This window comes from Consotaella salsifontis, from assembly GCF_900167365.1.
Taxonomy (GTDB): domain Bacteria; phylum Pseudomonadota; class Alphaproteobacteria; order Rhizobiales; family Rhizobiaceae; genus Consotaella; species Consotaella salsifontis.
Genome location: NZ_FUXL01000004.1, coordinates 79314 through 95099 on the forward strand (window position 1 = coordinate 79314; position 15786 = coordinate 95099).

Sequence of the window (15786 nt, forward strand, 5' to 3'; positions counted from 1 at the left end):
GCCGATCGAATTCCCGCGCTTCCTTAGCCGGCCAATATGGCTAGCCTTGCCGCTCATCGCCCCTATGTGCCCTACTCGCCGATGCCTCACCGGCGCCCTTCACGACCTCAGGAACGAGGCCTCTACCGGATGCCACAGATCTTCAGGCCTGGCGCCAACGCCTATGCCCGCATCGTGCTGGTCTGTCTGGTCACGGTCCCTGTCATCTCGATTCTCGTCGTTTACGTTGTGATGGGTTCGTCCTTTGTCACCGGCCAGAACGTCTTCGTCGACCAGAGCCCGCCCTTCAGCCACCAGCATCATGTCGGAGCGCTCGGCATCGGCTGCAAAATGTGCCACGTCTCGGTCGAGAAGTCGGCCTTCGCAGGGCTACCGACCACCCACGTCTGCATGACCTGCCACTCGCAGATATGGACCAACGCGCCGATGCTCGCGCCGGTCAGGGCGAGCATGGCCGAGGACAAGCCGCTGAAGTGGCGGCGCGTCAACAATCTGCCGGACTATGTCTTCTTCGACCACAGCGCCCACGTGAAGAATGGCGTCGGTTGCTCGAGTTGCCATGGCGCCGTCGACACGATGCCGCTGATGGAACAGGCAAAGCCTCTCACCATGAGCTGGTGCCTCAGTTGCCACGAGGCGCCGGAGAAGATGCTGCGCCCGGAAGACCAGATCTACAACCTCCATTGGTCGCCGCCCAAGGATCAGGAGGAGAAGGGGAAGGCTCTCATCGCCCACTACGCCATCGACCCGAAGCATCTCATCGACTGTTCGGTCTGCCACCGATGACGACGCAAGCCCCTGCCCCCTCCATCGCCTCTTCTGCCGCCGCCGGGCCGACCCGGCGCGACGCGCTGCGCCTGCTCGCCTTGGCGCTGGCGGGTTCTGCCGCCGCCTGCAGCAAGGCCGAGGACATCGTGCCGCTGACCGAGGCGCCGGAGAGCCTCATCTCCGGGGAGCCCCTGCGCTTCGCCACGACGCTGCCCCTCGGCGGCTATGGCCGCGGCATGATCGTTACATCGGTGGACGGACGGCCGATCAAGGTCGAGGGCAACCCGCGCCATCCCGGCAGCCAGGGAGCGACTGACATTTTCGCCGAGGCGGAAATCCTCTCGCTCTATGATCCAACCCGTCTTCGAACGCCCTATAAGGCCGGGCGTCCGCAAAGTTGGGAGGCGTTCTTCTCCGAACTCTCGCCGCGCCTCGACGCTCTTCGCGCACGGGGCGGCGAAGGACTTGCGATCCTGACCGGGCGCGTCACCTCTCCGACGCTTCTTCGCCAGATGGAGGCGTTGCGGCGGCTCTACCCGGCGATGCGCTGGACGCGCTATGAGCCGATCGGCGACGACAATGCCCGTGCCGGCGCCCGCGCGGCCTTCGGACGGCCTCTCGATCTCGTGCCGCATCTCGACCGCTGCGACCTCGTCCTGACCCTCGGCGCCGATCCGCTGGGCGCCGGCCCCGACCAGATCGCCAACGGCTCCGACTTCCGCAAGCGGCGCACGGTGCGCAGCAACGCGCGCGACATGATGCGGCTCTACAGCATCGAAAGCGAGCGGACGCTCACCGGCGCCATGGCCGATCATCGCTTGGCGCTCGGCCCAGAGGCCATTCTGGACGTCGCCTGGGGCTTGGCGGACGGGCTGGACGACGCCGGAACGGCACCGGCGGCGTCGCCCGATTCCAGATTTGTTGAAGCGCTTCTCGCCGATCTTGATGCCCATCGTGGCCGCGCCCTCGTTCTGGTCGGCGAAGGACAACCGCCGGAGCTTCATGCGCTCGCTCATTGGATGAACGCCCGTCTCGGCGCCTTCGGCGCGACCGTCGATCTGGTCGAGCCCAGCGACCCGATAGAGGAGGACCACGCCGCAAGCCTGAGCGCGCTGGTCGGAGACCTTCATCGCGGCGCGGTGGATACGCTGCTGATCCTCTCGGGCAATCCTGTCTACGATGCGCCGGCCGATCTCGATTTCGGCGCCGCGCTCGACAAGGCCGCCTTCTCGGCCCAGCTGGACACGCTCCCCAACGAAACCAACGCGCGCACGGCGTGGCGGCTGGCAGGGAGCCACCCGCTGGAAGCCTGGTCGGACCTGCGCTTCCGGGACGGAACCGCCTCCGTCGTCCAGCCGCTGATCAAGCCGCTCTATGAAACACGCACGGCCCATGATCTCCTCGCCCTGCTCGGCGGCGCGAACGGTTCCGCCGCTTACGACCTGGTGCGGGCGACGTGGCAGCCGGCAGCCGGCGCGGCAGACTTCGAGGCCTTCTGGCAGAATGCGCTGACGGACGGCTTCATCGCTGGCAGCGCCTCAGCCCCCGTGGCGCCTCCCCTGATCGCGGCCAAGCCGGCGCGACCGCCGCGGCGGGAGAGCGAGGGGCTGACGCTCCTCTTCCGTCCTGATCCGACGATCTGGGACGGCCGCTATGCCGACAACGCCTGGCTTCAGGAATGCCCGAAGCCGTTCTCCCGCTATACGTGGGAAAACGTGGTTCATCTCTCGCCCGAGGATGCCCGGCTTCTCGGCATCGAAAGCGGAGACGAAGCGCGGCTGGAGCTTGGCGGGCGGGCGATAGACGCCACCTGCTGGCAGGATGAGGCGCAGGCGCCCGGCACAGCGGCGATCACTCTCGGCTATGGGCGCACGAGCGCCAGCCCCATCGGTCTCGGCCTCGGCGCCAATGCCTTCGCGCTTCGCACGTCCGATACACCCTGGGTCGCGCCGGGGCTGAGGATCAGGCGCATCGGCGGCAAGGGCGCGGCTCTGCGCACCCAGTTCACGCTCGATGCCGACGGGCGCGACCTCGCGCCGGAACACCCCCTCTCGGCGCTCGCGGCCCTGGCGGGCGGCGAGAAGAAGGAGCCGGACAGTTTCTATCCCGAGCAGCCTTACGAGCGCGTCGCCGAGGAGGAGAAGCCCGGCTATGCCTGGGGCATGGTGATCGACACCACGCTGTGCACCGGCTGCAACGCATGCGTCGTCGCCTGTCAGGCGGAGAACAACGTGCCGGTGGTCGGCCCCGACGAAATCGCGCGGGGCCGCGACATGCACTGGCTGCGCATCGACACCTATGAGCACCAGGAAGAGGACGAGCTGCGCACCGTCTTCGAGCCAGTACCCTGCATGCACTGCGAGAAGGCGCCGTGCGAGCCGGTCTGCCCGGTCGGCGCCTCGGTGCATGACCACGAGGGGCTCAACGTCCAGGTCTACAACCGGTGCGTCGGCACGCGTTTCTGCCAGGCGAACTGCCCCTACAAGGTCCGCCGTTTCAACTTCTTCGGCTATGCGGACGGCCAGGAATACGCCAATCTCGGCGAGGAGCCGGCGCAGGCGCGCTACAACCCGGACGTCACCGTGCGGCCGCGCGGCGTCATGGAGAAGTGCACCTACTGCGTCCAGCGGATTTCCTCCGCGCGGCGCGAGGCCGAAAAGGAGAACCGGCGCATTGCCGACGGCGAGGTGACGCCTGCCTGCGCCGGTGCCTGCCCGACCCAGGCGATCCACTTCGGCGACATCGGAACGAAGACCTCCAAGGTCAGCGCGCTGCGCAGGGAGCCGCAGCACCACGTTCTCCTGGAAGAGGTCGGCACGCGGCCGCGCACCACCTATCTGTCGCGCATTCGCAACCCGAACCCGGCTCTTCGCGGAGGATCGCGATGACGGCGAGGTCCGGCCGCGGCTATACAGCGCTGACGGAATCCGTCGCCGACCCGGTTCTGAGCGCGCCGGCGGGCCGCTCGTGGTGGCTGCTCTTTTCGGCCGGGCTCGTTCTGACGTGTGTCTTCTTCGGCTCGATCTTCTGGCTCTTCTACGAAGGCATCGGCATTTTCGGCAACAACACCAGCGTCGTCTGGGCCTATCCGATCGCCAACTATGTCTGGTGGATCGGCATCGGCAACGCCGGCACGCTGATCTCGTGCATGCTGCTTCTGACGCGCCAGAAATGGCGCTCCTCGATCAACCGCTTCGCCGAGGCAATGACGCTGTTCGCCGCCGCCATCGCCGGCATCTTCCCGATCCTTCACCTGGGCCGGCCGCTCTATTTCTACTGGCTGGTGCCCTATCCCAACACCATGGACCTTTGGCCACAGTGGAAAAGCCCGCTGGTGTGGGACTTCTTCGCCATCGCCAGCTACCTGATCTTCTCGCTCCTCTTCTGGTATGTCGGCGCGCTTCCCGACTTCGCGACCTTCCGCGACCGCTCGCGAAGCCGCGCCGGTCAGCTCATCTATGGTGCCCTGGCTCTGGGCTGGCGCGGCTCCGTGCGTCACTGGGCCGCCTACGAGACCTTCTACAAGACGATGGCCGCGCTCGGCGTGCCGCTGGTCGTCTCGGTCCACAGCGTCGTCGGCATGGACTTTGCGGCCGGCAACATGCCGGGCTGGCAGGAAACGATCTTCCCGCCCTATTTTGTAGTCGGCGCCATGTTTTCGGGCTTCGCCATGGTGGTGGTGCTGGCGGCCATCGTACGCCGCTTCCTGCGCACCGAGGAGCTGGTCACGCGCCACCATTTCGAGGCGATGGCGAAGATCCTTCTTGCCGGGTCCATCGTCATGGGCCTGTCCTACGGCACGGAGGCCTTTCAGAGCTGGTACGCCGGCGACGATGTCGACCGCACCGTCGTCGCCTTCCAGTACACGGGCACCTATGCCTGGCTGATGTGGATGCAGATCGCCTGCAACGTCGCGATTCCGCAGCTGCTGTGGCTGCCGGCCGCGCGCCGGAGCATCCCGGTGCTCCTCGTCATCGCCGTCCTCATCAATGTCGGCATGTATCTCGAGCGTATCCTCATCATCATCAACACCTTGTCGCGCGGCCATCTGCCGTCGATGTGGAGCAGCTACGCGCCGACCCTGTGGGATTGGCTGCTGCTGGCCGGTTCGCTCGGCTTCTTCCTGTTGCTCTTCGCCTGTTTTCTGCGGCTCGCGCCCGCCATCTCCATGCACGAGATGCGCAAGCTGGTCTTCGAGGGAGGGCGCGAATGACGCTTCTCCTGGCCGAATTCGACAGCGCCCGCTCGCTTCTCGACGCCGCCCGCCAAACGCGGGAAGCAAGCACCTTCCGCGTCATCGACGCCTTCTCGCCTTTCGCAGTGGAGGGGCTGGCCGAAGAGATCGAGGGCTTTGCCACATCTCCCGTTCGCCCGGCCATGCTGGCGGGCGGCATCGCCGGAGGAGCATTCGGCCTCTTCCTGCAATGGTATTCGGCGGCCATCGCCCTGCCCATCATGGCGGGCGGGCGGCCCTTCGCCAGTTGGCCGGATTTCTTTTTCGTCACCTTCGAGATGATGGTCTTCGGCGCCGCCACCACCGGCTTCGTCGTTCTGCTCTGGTCCTGCGGCCTGCCGCGTCTGCACCACCCGATCTTCGACGCGCCGGACTTCGAGCGCGCCACGCAGGATCGCTTCTTCCTGGAGGTCGATGCTGGCAAGGCGGCGGACCGCGCCGCGGCGCGCCAGTATCTACACGCCCTCGGCGCCCTCTCGGTCAGCGAGGTGGAGACATGAGGGCGGCACTGTTTCTCGTGCTGTTCGCCGCTCTCGGTCTTGCCGGCTGCGGCGATGGCGACATGGCCGATCAACCCTCGCTGCGCGACCAGGAGGCGAGCGACATCTGGGGCATCGGAACGTCGGTCCGACCGCTGCCGGAGGGCGCCATCGCGCAGATCGCCCCCGCGACGGAAGCCGCGCTCGCCGTCCCGCCGCCGGTGTCCGAAGCGCTGCTTCATCGGGGTCAGGAGGACTTCGAGACCTTCTGCGCACCCTGCCACGGGTTCGCCGGCGATGGCGACGGCATCATCGTCCAGCGCGGCTTCTCGCCGCCGCCTTCCTATCATTCGCCCCGGCTGAGGGCGGCGCCGGCCTCGCACTTCATCGACGTCATCACCAACGGATTCGGCGCCATGTATTCCTTCGCCGACCGCGTCACGCCGGAAGAGCGCTGGGCGATCGTGGCCTATATCCGCGCCCTTCAGCTTTCGCGCGAAGCGAGCCTTGCCGAGTTTCCCGAAGCCTCGGAGAAACTGCGATGATCGTGCGCCGCTTCACTTTCGATCATTCCTCGCGCCGCATCGCTCTCATCGGCGGGCTTGGCGCGGTCGCCCTCGTGGTTGTCGCGATCTTCGATCTATCCGCCGCGCTCCACGGCCTTCTTGCCGCGCTGTTGGCGTGGATCGCGGTTCCTGTCGGCGCCCTGCTTCTCCTGCTCATCCATCGCCTGACGGGCGGGCGCTGGGGAGAGGCCTCGCGGGAGACGCTCTCGGCAACGGCACGGACGCTGCCTCTTCTGGCGCTCGCCTTCCTGCCCATCCTGCTCCTGTCGCCCTCCCTCTTTTCCTGGGCGGCCAACGCCGATGCGGCCGTTCATCCCGACGTTGCCGACCTTTATCTCTCGCCGACGCTCTTCGGCGTCCGCGCCCTGGTCATCCTGGGACTGTGGAGCGCCCTGGCCTGGACCGCATCCCAGGGCCTCCTCGGCGTTCTCGGCGCGGCTCTCGGCCTCGCGCTCTACGGGCTGTCGATCAGCTTTGCCGGGATCGATTGGGTTCTCTCGCTCGATCCCCACTTCAAATCGACAGCCTTCGCCATGAGCCTCGCGGTCTCGCAGCTCGTCGCGGGCATCGCCTTCGTGGCCCTGACACGGGATGAGGCTGCGCCGGCAACGAGCGACATTCTTGCCCTGCTCGTCGCCTTCTCTCTGGGGCTCTTCTATCTCGACATGATGCAGTTCCTCGTCGCCTATGACGGCAATCTGCCCGACAAGGCATCCTGGTATCTGAGGCGGTCTGGGCCCGGAGAGGTTGCCGTTCTGACGTGCGCGTTTCTCGGCACGGTGGCCGTTCCCTTCGCCACCGCTCTGCGCGCCCGCTGGCGGCGTTCACCTGCGGCCCTGCAGGTGTGCGGAGCCACCGCTCTCGTCGGCGTTTCCGCGCGGGTTCTTTGGCTGGTGCTCCCGGAAGCCTCCTCCACGGCCTTGAGTTGGATTGCCGCTGCGACAGCCCTTCTGGCGATCGGTTGCCTCTTTGTCGGCGCCCTCGGACGAACGGCGCGTCCCCTGCTGACGCAAAGAAAAAGGAGAGCGCATGGCGCCTGACCGCTCTTCCCGGCCCCCTCGCGACAGGAAGACCTCGTCGTCGCGCTTCATGCTGTCCGCGCTGGCGGCTTTCGCGGCGGGCGCGGCGGCCATCCCGCTGGCAGGCGGGCTGCGCGCTCTCGGCCAGCGCCTCGGCGCGACGATGGAAGGCAAGCGCGCTGACCGCGAGCCGGAAGCGCCGCACGTCTGGACCGGGCGCATTCTCCTCGTCCTCGCCGGATGGACGGTCTTCGTCGCGGCGGGCCTCTACGCGATGCTCCTCTTCGTCAACGCGCATGTTCCGGTCAACACGCCGTTCGAAAGCGTGAGCCAATTCCCCTCTCCGGCCATCGAGACAGACCCGCAGGCGCAGCTCACGGTCCTCCAGTCGAACCAGCGCCAGAGGCTCACCGGCTATGCCTGGGTCGATCGCGCAGCGGGCCTCGTCCATGTGCCGATCACGCGAGCCATGGAAGCGATCGCCGCGCGCGGTGATCATGCCTTCGATCCCCTCGAAGCGGCGGCAGGCGACGACGCGCGTGGCCGCGCGGTCGAGGCGGCCGGCCAGGCTCGGCAAGGGAGGGCTCCATGATCCGCGCCGTCGCCACCACCCTCGCGCTCTTGTGGCTCCTCACTGCTCCCGCCGTCGCGGTTCTGGCGCCGGCCGACCTCGATGGTGTGGTGCTGTCGCCTCCCCCCGATGCCGCCCTGCCTCTCGACGCCGAAGTGACAGACGAGGCCGGGCAAACGACGACGCTGAAGACGGCCCTTTCCGCCCATCCGGTCTCGCTCTTCCTTTTCGTCGACTACACCTGCACCAGCATTTGCGGGCCGGCTCTCGCCATGGCATCCAGCTCGCTTCAAAATCCCGCGCTCGCCGATCTCGATGTCGGGCTGGTGGTGGTCGGCATCGACCCCAAGGACGGGCCGCGCGAGGCGCGCGTGATGCGCGACGCCCAAATCAACCCTTCTTCGAAGCTCGCCCGGCGGGCAAGCTTCCTGACCGCCGACGAGGCGACGGTCGCCCGGCTGACCGAGGCCGTCGGCTACCGTTATCGCTATGATCCGGACACCGATCAGTTCGCGCATCCGGCGGGCACGCTTCTCGTCAACGACCATGGCACCCTCCTGCGCGTCGTCGCCAGCCTCGCCCTCGATCCCGACAATCTGCGCCTGACGCTGGTAGATGCGGGCAAGGGCCGCGTCGGCACGCTTCTCGATCAGGTGGTTCTGCGCTGCTACGGCTTCGATCCGGCGACAGGGCTCTACAACAGCCAGGTCTGGCTGCTCCTGAGGATCGGCGGGGGGCTGATCGTCGTGCTGCTTGCCGGGTTGATGATCGCTCTCAGCCGCTCCAGCGCCCGTCGGAGGAGTGAGGCCTGATGGGAGAATCGATCTTTTGGCTTCCGGCGGCGAGCGAACAGGGCGAGCAGGTCGACCACCTGTTCTTCCTGCTTCTGGCTGTCTCCGCCATCGTCACCATCGTCGTTTTCGTCCTCCTCGTCACCTTTGCCGTGCGCTATCGCCACGGCTCAAAGGCCAAGCGCGGCAAGCTGCCCAATCTCATGCGGCGCGAGCTGGAGATCGGCTGGACGGCGGCGACGGCCTTCCTCTTCCTCTTCATCTTCTGGTGGGTGAGTTCGGCGCAGCTCGAGGGCTATTCGCCGCCGCCCGACGCGCTGGAAATCCACGTCACGGCCAAGCAATGGATGTTCAAGACGCAGCAGCCGAGCGGCGTCCGCGAGATCAACGAACTCCATCTGCCGGTCGACACCCCGGTCCGGCTGGTCATGGCCTCGGAGGACGTCATCCACTCGTTCTGGGTACCGGCCTTCCGCTTCAAGCGCGACATCCTTCCGGGCCGGGTCACGCAAGGGTGGTTCACGCCCGACAAGACCGGCACCTTCCATCTGTTCTGCGCCGAGTTCTGCGGCACCAACCACTCCGAGATGACCGGCCGGATCATCGTCATGTCCCAGGCCGACTACGCCGAATGGACCGCCGGCCAGCCGCAGGGCGACGACCTCGGCAAGGAGGGCGCGAAGCTCTTCGTCGCCAAGGGATGCTCGGGGTGCCACGCGCCCTCCTCCAAGGTTCACGCGCCGAACCTTGCCGGGCTCTTCGGTCGGAAGATCCCCCTTGCCGACGGCAGCATCGTGACCGCCGACGAACGCTATATTCGCGACTCCATCCTGCAGCCGCGACGTGAGATCGCCGCCGGCTATCCCCCCATCATGCCGAGCTTCCAGGGCGTGGTGAGCGAGGAGGACCTCACGCGCCTGCTCGCCTATATCCGCTCCATCGGAAAGGAGACGCCATGACGGACGCCGCCGCCATTCGTTCCGCCGAAGCCAAGGAGCCGCCGAGCTACCTCAAGGCGGGAAGGACGGTCGCCTCCTGGCTGACGACCACCGACCACAAGCGCATCGCGCTGCTCTATTTCGGCTCGATCACCTTCTTCTTCTTCATCGGCGGTGCGGCGGCGACGCTGATCCGCCTGGAGCTGATTTCGCCGGAAGGCCGCTTCTTCACCAATGACGGCTACAACCGGCTGTTCACGCTGCACGGCGTGATCATGGTCTGGTTCTTCCTGGTACCCTCGATCCCGACCACCTTCGGCAATTTCCTCTTGCCGCTGATGGTCGGCGCCAAGGACGTCGCCTTCCCCCGCCTCAATCTCATGAGCTGGTATCTCAACATGGCGGGCGGCCTGCTCGTCCTCGCCTGCCTCATCCTTGGCGGCGTCGACACGGGCTGGACGTTCTACACGCCCTTCTCCAGCATGTTCTCCAATGGCTATGTCGTGCTGGCGGCGGCCGCCGTCTTCGTCGCCGGCTTCTCGACGATCGCCACCGGCGTCAACTTCATCGTGACGGTGCATGTCTTGCGCGCACCGGGAATGACATGGTTCCGCCTGCCGCTGTTCGTCTGGACGCAGTATGCGACCGCCGCCGTCATCGTGCTGGCGACGCCGGTCCTCGCCATCTCGCTGCTGCTGTTGATGGCCGAGAGGCTGTTCGGCCTACCGATCTTCGATCCGGCCCATGGCGGCGACCCTGTGCTCTTCCAGCACCTCTTCTGGTTCTACAGCCACCCGGCGGTCTACATCATGGTACTGCCGGCCTTCGGCGTGATCTCGGAAATCGTCACCTGCTTCTCGCGCCGCCGCATCTTCGGCTACACCGCCATGATCTGGGCGATCCTCGGCATCGCCGTCATCGGCTTCTTCGTCTGGGGCCACCACATGTTCGTGGCGGGTATGTCGCCCTTCGCCGCGCTGGTCTTCTCGTTCCTGTCCTTCGTTGTCGCCGTGCCCTCGGCCATCAAGGTCTTCAATTGGACCTTCACGCTCTATCGCGGGCAGATCTATTTCGAGGCGCCGATGATCTACGCCCTCGGCTTCATCGGCCTTTTCACCACAGGTGGGCTATCGGGCCTCTTCACCGCCTCGCTGCCTATCGACGTTCACGTCACCGACAGCTACTTCGTCGTCGCCCATTTCCACTACATCATGGTCGGCGGCTCGGTGTCCGCCTTCTTCGGCGCGCTTCATTTCTGGTGGCCGAAGATCACCGGAAGGCTGGCCCCAGACCGCTGGGCGCGCTTTTCGGCAATCCTCATGTATTTCGGCTTCAACTTCACCTTCTTCCCGCAGTTCGTCATGGGCTATCTGGGCATGAACCGGCGCTACCATCACTACGCGCCGGAATTCCAGATCTACCATGTCACCTCCTCGGCGGGCGCGGCGATCCTCGCCGCCGCCTACCTCCTGCCCATGGGATATCTCACCTGGTCCCTGTTCTACGGCCGCAAGGCCGGAGATAATCCCTGGGGCGCCACCGGACTCGAGTGGCAGACCACCTCCCCGCCGCCTCGCGAGAATTTCGTCGAGCAACCGAGGGTGGACGAAGGGCCGTATCTCTATCACCCGGACCAGGTCGCCCCGTTCGAGGAGGCGCCGGAGCGCCGTCAGCAGCATGATCCGCAGGGCAAGAGCGATCCGACCCGCGCGGGGATGGAAGAATGAGCAACGACGCCGCCCTCAAGGAGCCCTTCGAGTCGCTTGATCGTCAAAGACTATCGGCCGCGCTCGGCATGTGGATCTTCCTCGCCAGCGAGGTGCTTTTCTTCGGCGGCATGTTCCTGGGCATGACCATCTACCGCCAGATCCACCCGGACGCGATCATGGAGGCGGCGCGCGAGACGAACGTCCTCTTCGGCTCGATCAACACGGCGCTCCTCCTCATCTCCAGCGTCACCATGGTGCTGGCCGACAAGGCGGCGGAAAAGGGCCTGAAAAGCGCCGTGCTCGCCTTCCTCGCGGCGACAGCGGCGCTCGGCCTGTGCTTTCTCGTCCTCAAGGGCTTCGAATACCGCGAAGACATCCATGAGCATCTGGTGCCCGGCCCGGACTTCAAGCTGCATACGCCGGCGGCGCAACTCTTCTTCGGCTTCTACTGGATCATGACCGGCGTCCACGCCGTGCATCTCACCATCGCGATCGTCGCCGTCTCCACCTACTTCGTGCGCATCTGGCGCGGCGGCTTTCCGTTCGAAGGCAGCGCCGCCCTTCCCGTGCTCGGCCTCTACTGGCACCTCGTCGACATCATCTGGATCTTCCTCTACCCCCTTCTTTATCTCGGGGGGCGCACATGACCGCGCAGACAAGAAGCCGCACGGATCGCGCCGAGTTGTGGCGGCTGTCGCGGGGCAGCCTCGTTATTGGCGTGGCGCTGATGGCGCTCCTCGCGCTCACGCTCGTATTCGCCTATGTGCCGATGGGCGCCTGGAACGCACCGGTCAGCTATGCCATCGCGGCGGCCAAGGCGCTGCTCGTCGCCGCCTTCTTCATGAAGCTCAAGAGTTCTCCGGCGCTTCTGACGCTGGCGGCGCTGGCCGGCCTCTTCTGGTTGGCGACCCTCTTTGCCCTGTCGCTCACCGACTATCCCTTCCGCCAGGCCGGTGAGCGGATCACGGCGCCGGTTCCAAGCCGGATCGGAACAGAGTCGCCCCTGTGACAGCCGAGAGGCGCAATCTGTCTTCCGTCAGCCGCATTCGCGTGCGATGGCGAAAGAAATGAGCCCGTTCGCCCGAATCGCCTATCTTGCCACTGCCCTCGCCGCGAGCGCGACCGCCACGGCGGCGTCCGCCCATCCACACGTCTTCGTGGATGCGACGATGGAAATCAGCGCGAGCGCCGACGGTCATCTCGCCGCCGTTCACAACATCTGGTGGATGGACGAGCTCTTCTCCTCCAGCGTCATTCCCGATTTCGACAAGAACGCCAATGGCCGTCTCGATCCGAGCGAGCTGAAGGCGGTTGGCGCGCAGGTGAAGAAGTCCATCGCCGAATGGTCGTTCTATACCTTCGTACGCGTCAATGGGGCGCCGATCGAGATGCAGCCGCCGCCGGTGCTCAATGTCAGTTACGACCAGAAGCGGGGCCAATTGCTGTTCGATTTCACCATGAAGCCGGCAAAGCCCCTCGATCTGAAGAAGCAGGCGGTCAGCTTCTCAAACTTCGACGACAGCTATTTCGTCGCCTTCGACTTCAAGCGCGGGATCGAGGATTTCCGGCTGAAGGGGATCGGCTCGCGTTGCACGAAGCAGCTCGATGTTCCGACGTCCGACGAGGCAGCAAACGCCTGGATGCAGCAGATTGCGGGGCTGGGGCCTGACGCTCAGGTGCCGGACGATGGCATCAAGTTCTCGCAAGTCCTGTCGACCCGTTTCGAGCTCGACTGCACGCACGGCTGAGGTGCCGGGCGATCCTCAGACGTGGCCGCCCACGACCTTGCCCGGCCGGGCGCCGCTCTGCCGGCCAGCCTCGATGACCGCCCCGCCATTCACCCACAGCTCTGAAACGCCGGAGGCAAGCACGGTGGAATCGGCGAAGGTCGCCTCGTCGGCGATGCTATCCTCGAACAGGACGAGGTCCGCCGCCATGCCGGGGCGCACAAGCCCGCGATCGGTGAGCCCGAAGCGCTGGGCCGCGACCGAGGTCATGCGCCGCACCGCGTCCTCCAGCGGAAACCAGCCGCTTTCGCGCCGCAGCCGCCCCGCGATCCTCGGAAAGGTGCCGAAGGCGCGCGGATGGGGCTTCGAGCCCGGGCGCGGTATCCCGTCCGATCCGGCCATGTAGAGGCGGTGGCAGCAGGCGGCGTGGAGGTCGTCCTCGTCGAGCTGGAACAGAATGACGCCGGTTTGGCCGGCGTCCGCGTCGATGAGCCTCAACATGAGATCGAAGGGCGAGGTCGAAAGGCGGCGCGCCGCCTGCCGCATGTCGCAGCCTTCCAGATGCTTGAGATCGGCGGCGCCCACGGCGGACAGGCGGACGTTTTCCCATCCGATGAGGAAGACCTTGCTCTGCCCCTCGAAGGCCTCTCCGCCATGCTCGATCCAGTGCTGGAGACGCGCCCGCCATTCCGGCTGGGCGAGGCGGCCCTTCAGCGCCGGGAGGCCGCCATCCATCGCCGAGGGCGGCAGAAGCTGGAGCATCCATGTGCTTCCGGCGGGATAGGGATACATGTCGAAGCTGATGTCGATCCCCTCCCCCCGCATCTCCTCGAGCCGCGCCGCCGCCTTCGGCACCTGACCCCAGTTGGGACGCCCCGCCGACTGAAGATGGGAGAGCAGACCCGCCGCGCCGGAGATAGCAAGGACGCGGCCGAACTCCTCGATCGCGTCCATGAGCCCCGCCTCGTAGCTGCGGATATGGGCGGCGACGACACCGCCGAAGCCGCCAACCACCCGCCCGAGAGCGACAAGCTCCTCCTCGCCGGCGAAGGCGCTTGGAGGGTAGACGAGACCGAGCGACAGGCCAGCCGCGCCCTGCCGCATCTGTTCGGAAAGCAGCGCGGACATCGCCGCGATCTCCGCCTCGCTGGCGGGGCGTCGGTCATAGCCCATGACGGCGAGACGCAAGGCCGCGTGACCGACGAGAGAGACGAGGTTGAGCGCGACGCCCTCGCGCTCCAGCGCGGCGCGATAGCCGGAAAGGTCATCGAAGATCTCCGCGTCGGCTGTTTCGCCGAGAAGGCCGGAGAAATGCCCGCGCAGCGCCTCGCGCGATCCCGGCACGGCCGGATAGAGCGAGAAGGAGCAATTGCCGACGACGATGGTCGTCACGCCCTGAAACGCTTTCTCCGGGCGGTCGCGCTCCCTCAGGAAGCTCAGATCGTCATGGCAATGGGCGTCGATGAAGCCGGGCGAAAGATAGCGCTCGTCGGCGTCGACGACCCGCGCCCCATCGGCGGGAGAGAGGCCCGAGCCGATCCGCGCAATGCGGCCGTTCGCGATCTCCACATCGCCGCGATACCAGGGAGCGCCCGTGCCGTCGATGATGCGGGCACCGCGAATGAGCGTCGTGGTCATGGCGCCAGAGCCTTTCTCAAAAATCGCGTTCGCTGCCGCTTAACGCCGGCTCAATCCGGCCAGCGGCTCATGGCCGCCATCTTCGCCTTGCGGCGGGCGAGGAGCGGTGTCGCGATGACGGTGTTTGAGCGGGCCGCCCTGGTCAGTTCCTCGTCCAGCCGGCGCGCGACGATCGTCTCTTCGCCCTCGTGGAGGTTGCACGGGTCGAGGTAGAAATAATGATGTTCCACCTCGTGGTCGCGCACGATTACAGGCGGTTCACCCCGCGCCATCGCGTCGGCGAGGTCCCAGGCGGTAATATGGGCAGCCTCCGGATCGACCGTGACCTTGAGGCGGTCGAGGGGGTTGTTCGTCGGGTCGGGGACGATCCTCGGATCGACGCCGGCGCGCCCTTCCAGCGTCGAAAGCCAAAGGTCGAGCGCCCGCTTCTCCCTGGCGCGCACCGCCGCATGGTCGCGCTTTCCCCAAGCCTCCAGCGCGGCGATGGCGCCGGCGATGCTCTCCTTGCCGACCTTCATGCCGCGGCCGATGCCGAGATTCTGGAGATAGGCCGCCTTCACCAGGTCCTTGGCGCCGGCGACGATGCCTCCCGTCGGCCCGCCCAGGAACTTGTGCGAAGAATAGAGCGCCACGTCGGCGCCGCGAGCGAGAAAGCCGGTGAGATCGTATTCCGACGCGCCATCCACGATTACCGGCACACCCTTGGCATGGGCGACCTCGGCGAACTCCTCAAGCGGAATCTGGCCATATTCGACGACATGGTGGGACACGACATAGAGCGCCGCCGCCGTGCGCTCGGTGATTGCGCCGGCAAGGTGATAGGCCTCGGCCGACGTCGCCTGGCCGACAGAGACGACCTTGGCGCCCGATATCCGCACCGCCTGCTCCACCGGCGCGCCGTAGTTGACGAGATGCCCCGCCTGGACCACGACCTCGTCGCGCGGCAGACGGCTGGTATCCGGCAGGCGCTCGATGGCCGCAAGGTCCGCGCCGGTCATGGCGCCGGCGACGGCGAGCGTGATCCCGGCCGAGCATGAGGCGGTGACGAAGCCGGCCTCCGCCCCGCAAGCCTTGGCGATCGTCCTCGATGCCCTGCGTTGCAGATCGCCCATCTCGACGAATTCCGTTAGGATGGCGCGCATTGCCTCGACGGCCTCGGGCACGACGATGGAAGCACCCAGCGAGGTCATTGTGCCGGAGGCGTTGATGACCGGCCGAAGGCCCCATTCGCTTCGAATGTCGGATGATGCCATATCGACTCTCCTGCGGAATCCACACTTCCACTAATATGGAAGAGATGATATAATTAAGGAATGATACGCCCGGCCTCAGGGCCGGTCAACGCG

General features: G+C 66.3%; 15 protein-coding genes. 13 read left to right on the forward strand and 2 right to left on the reverse strand.

Annotated elements, in window-relative coordinates; translation table 11 throughout:
- Nucleotides 1-129 precede the first annotated feature (129 nt).
- From B5D38_RS06600 to B5D38_RS06660, 13 genes are read left to right on the forward strand one after another with little or no spacing between them, the layout of a single operon-like run.
- A complete protein-coding gene (locus tag B5D38_RS06600; protein WP_078707621.1) occupies nt 130-786 on the forward strand; it encodes a cytochrome c3 family protein in 657 nt (218 codons plus the stop codon).
- A complete protein-coding gene (locus tag B5D38_RS06605; RefSeq protein WP_078707622.1) occupies nt 783-3656 on the forward strand; it encodes a 4Fe-4S dicluster domain-containing protein in 2874 nt (957 codons plus the stop codon). The genes B5D38_RS06600 and B5D38_RS06605 overlap by 4 nt, the downstream gene beginning before the upstream one ends.
- Nucleotides 3653-4981, forward strand: a complete 1329-nt coding sequence (gene nrfD / locus B5D38_RS06610) for an NrfD/PsrC family molybdoenzyme membrane anchor subunit (protein ID WP_078707623.1) — start codon at nt 3653-3655, stop codon at nt 4979-4981. The genes B5D38_RS06605 and nrfD overlap by 4 nt, the downstream gene beginning before the upstream one ends.
- Nucleotides 4978-5502: a DUF3341 domain-containing protein gene (locus B5D38_RS06615; RefSeq protein ID WP_078707624.1), complete on the forward strand. Its 525-nt coding sequence runs from the start codon at nt 4978-4980 to the stop codon at nt 5500-5502. Before nrfD ends, B5D38_RS06615 begins: the two co-directional genes overlap by 4 nt.
- Entirely contained in the window at nt 5499-6026 is a 528-nt protein-coding gene (locus tag B5D38_RS06620; RefSeq protein WP_078707625.1) for a c-type cytochrome, read from the forward strand. Before B5D38_RS06615 ends, B5D38_RS06620 begins: the two co-directional genes overlap by 4 nt.
- Nucleotides 6023-7087, forward strand: coding sequence for a hypothetical protein (locus tag B5D38_RS06625; RefSeq protein ID WP_078707626.1), 1065 nt, complete (start codon nt 6023-6025; stop codon nt 7085-7087). Before B5D38_RS06620 ends, B5D38_RS06625 begins: the two co-directional genes overlap by 4 nt.
- Nucleotides 7077-7658: a hypothetical protein gene (locus B5D38_RS06630; RefSeq protein ID WP_078707627.1), complete on the forward strand. Its 582-nt coding sequence runs from the start codon at nt 7077-7079 to the stop codon at nt 7656-7658. Before B5D38_RS06625 ends, B5D38_RS06630 begins: the two co-directional genes overlap by 11 nt.
- Nucleotides 7655-8449, forward strand: a complete 795-nt coding sequence (locus B5D38_RS06635) for a thioredoxin domain-containing protein (protein ID WP_078707628.1) — start codon at nt 7655-7657, stop codon at nt 8447-8449. The genes B5D38_RS06630 and B5D38_RS06635 overlap by 4 nt, the downstream gene beginning before the upstream one ends.
- The gene (coxB, locus tag B5D38_RS06640) at nt 8449-9387 is read left to right on the forward strand and encodes a cytochrome c oxidase subunit II (protein WP_078707629.1); all 939 of its coding nucleotides are present in this window, start codon (nt 8449-8451) and stop codon (nt 9385-9387) included. The genes B5D38_RS06635 and coxB overlap by 1 nt, the downstream gene beginning before the upstream one ends.
- A complete protein-coding gene (locus B5D38_RS06645; RefSeq protein WP_078707630.1) occupies nt 9384-11093 on the forward strand; it encodes a cytochrome c oxidase subunit I in 1710 nt (569 codons plus the stop codon). The genes coxB and B5D38_RS06645 overlap by 4 nt, the downstream gene beginning before the upstream one ends.
- Nucleotides 11090-11722, forward strand: coding sequence for a cytochrome c oxidase subunit 3 (locus B5D38_RS06650; protein WP_078707631.1), 633 nt, complete (start codon nt 11090-11092; stop codon nt 11720-11722). The genes B5D38_RS06645 and B5D38_RS06650 overlap by 4 nt, the downstream gene beginning before the upstream one ends.
- Entirely contained in the window at nt 11719-12084 is a 366-nt protein-coding gene (locus B5D38_RS06655; RefSeq protein WP_078707632.1) for a cytochrome C oxidase subunit IV family protein, read from the forward strand. The genes B5D38_RS06650 and B5D38_RS06655 overlap by 4 nt, the downstream gene beginning before the upstream one ends.
- 58 nt (nt 12085-12142) lie before the next feature.
- Entirely contained in the window at nt 12143-12823 is a 681-nt protein-coding gene (locus tag B5D38_RS06660) for a DUF1007 family protein (RefSeq protein WP_116002598.1), read from the forward strand.
- A 15-nt stretch (nt 12824-12838) separates the two neighbouring features.
- Here B5D38_RS06660 and B5D38_RS06665 read toward each other — a convergent pair whose 3' ends face one another.
- Nucleotides 12839-14440 (reverse strand): N-acyl-D-amino-acid deacylase family protein, encoded by a 1602-nt coding sequence (locus B5D38_RS06665; RefSeq protein ID WP_078707634.1) that lies wholly within the window; start codon nt 14438-14440, stop codon nt 12839-12841.
- 50 nt (nt 14441-14490) lie between these two features.
- Nucleotides 14491-15693, reverse strand: coding sequence for an aminotransferase class V-fold PLP-dependent enzyme (locus B5D38_RS06670; RefSeq protein WP_078707635.1), 1203 nt, complete (start codon nt 15691-15693; stop codon nt 14491-14493).
- Between the last annotated feature and the right edge of the window lie 93 nt (nt 15694-15786).

What these genes read in the sequence shown, in the direction of transcription:
- B5D38_RS06600 (WP_078707621.1), top strand. Translation starts at nt 130, where the DNA reads ATGCCACAGATCTTCAGGCCTGGCGCCAACGCCTATGCCCGCATCGTG.
- B5D38_RS06605 (WP_078707622.1), top strand. Translation starts at nt 783, where the DNA reads ATGACGACGCAAGCCCCTGCCCCCTCCATCGCCTCTTCTGCCGCCGCC.
- nrfD (WP_078707623.1), top strand. Translation starts at nt 3,653, where the DNA reads ATGACGGCGAGGTCCGGCCGCGGCTATACAGCGCTGACGGAATCCGTC.
- B5D38_RS06615 (WP_078707624.1), top strand. Translation starts at nt 4,978, where the DNA reads ATGACGCTTCTCCTGGCCGAATTCGACAGCGCCCGCTCGCTTCTCGAC.
- B5D38_RS06620 (WP_078707625.1), top strand. Translation starts at nt 5,499, where the DNA reads ATGAGGGCGGCACTGTTTCTCGTGCTGTTCGCCGCTCTCGGTCTTGCC.
- B5D38_RS06625 (WP_078707626.1), top strand. Translation starts at nt 6,023, where the DNA reads ATGATCGTGCGCCGCTTCACTTTCGATCATTCCTCGCGCCGCATCGCT.
- B5D38_RS06630 (WP_078707627.1), top strand. Translation starts at nt 7,077, where the DNA reads ATGGCGCCTGACCGCTCTTCCCGGCCCCCTCGCGACAGGAAGACCTCG.
- B5D38_RS06635 (WP_078707628.1), top strand. Translation starts at nt 7,655, where the DNA reads ATGATCCGCGCCGTCGCCACCACCCTCGCGCTCTTGTGGCTCCTCACT.
- coxB (WP_078707629.1), top strand. Translation starts at nt 8,449, where the DNA reads ATGGGAGAATCGATCTTTTGGCTTCCGGCGGCGAGCGAACAGGGCGAG.
- B5D38_RS06645 (WP_078707630.1), top strand. Translation starts at nt 9,384, where the DNA reads ATGACGGACGCCGCCGCCATTCGTTCCGCCGAAGCCAAGGAGCCGCCG.
- B5D38_RS06650 (WP_078707631.1), top strand. Translation starts at nt 11,090, where the DNA reads ATGAGCAACGACGCCGCCCTCAAGGAGCCCTTCGAGTCGCTTGATCGT.
- B5D38_RS06655 (WP_078707632.1), top strand. Translation starts at nt 11,719, where the DNA reads ATGACCGCGCAGACAAGAAGCCGCACGGATCGCGCCGAGTTGTGGCGG.
- B5D38_RS06660 (WP_116002598.1), top strand. Translation starts at nt 12,143, where the DNA reads ATGAGCCCGTTCGCCCGAATCGCCTATCTTGCCACTGCCCTCGCCGCG.
- B5D38_RS06665 (WP_078707634.1), bottom strand. Translation starts at nt 14,440, where the DNA reads ATGACCACGACGCTCATTCGCGGTGCCCGCATCATCGACGGCACGGGC.
- B5D38_RS06670 (WP_078707635.1), bottom strand. Translation starts at nt 15,693, where the DNA reads ATGGCATCATCCGACATTCGAAGCGAATGGGGCCTTCGGCCGGTCATC.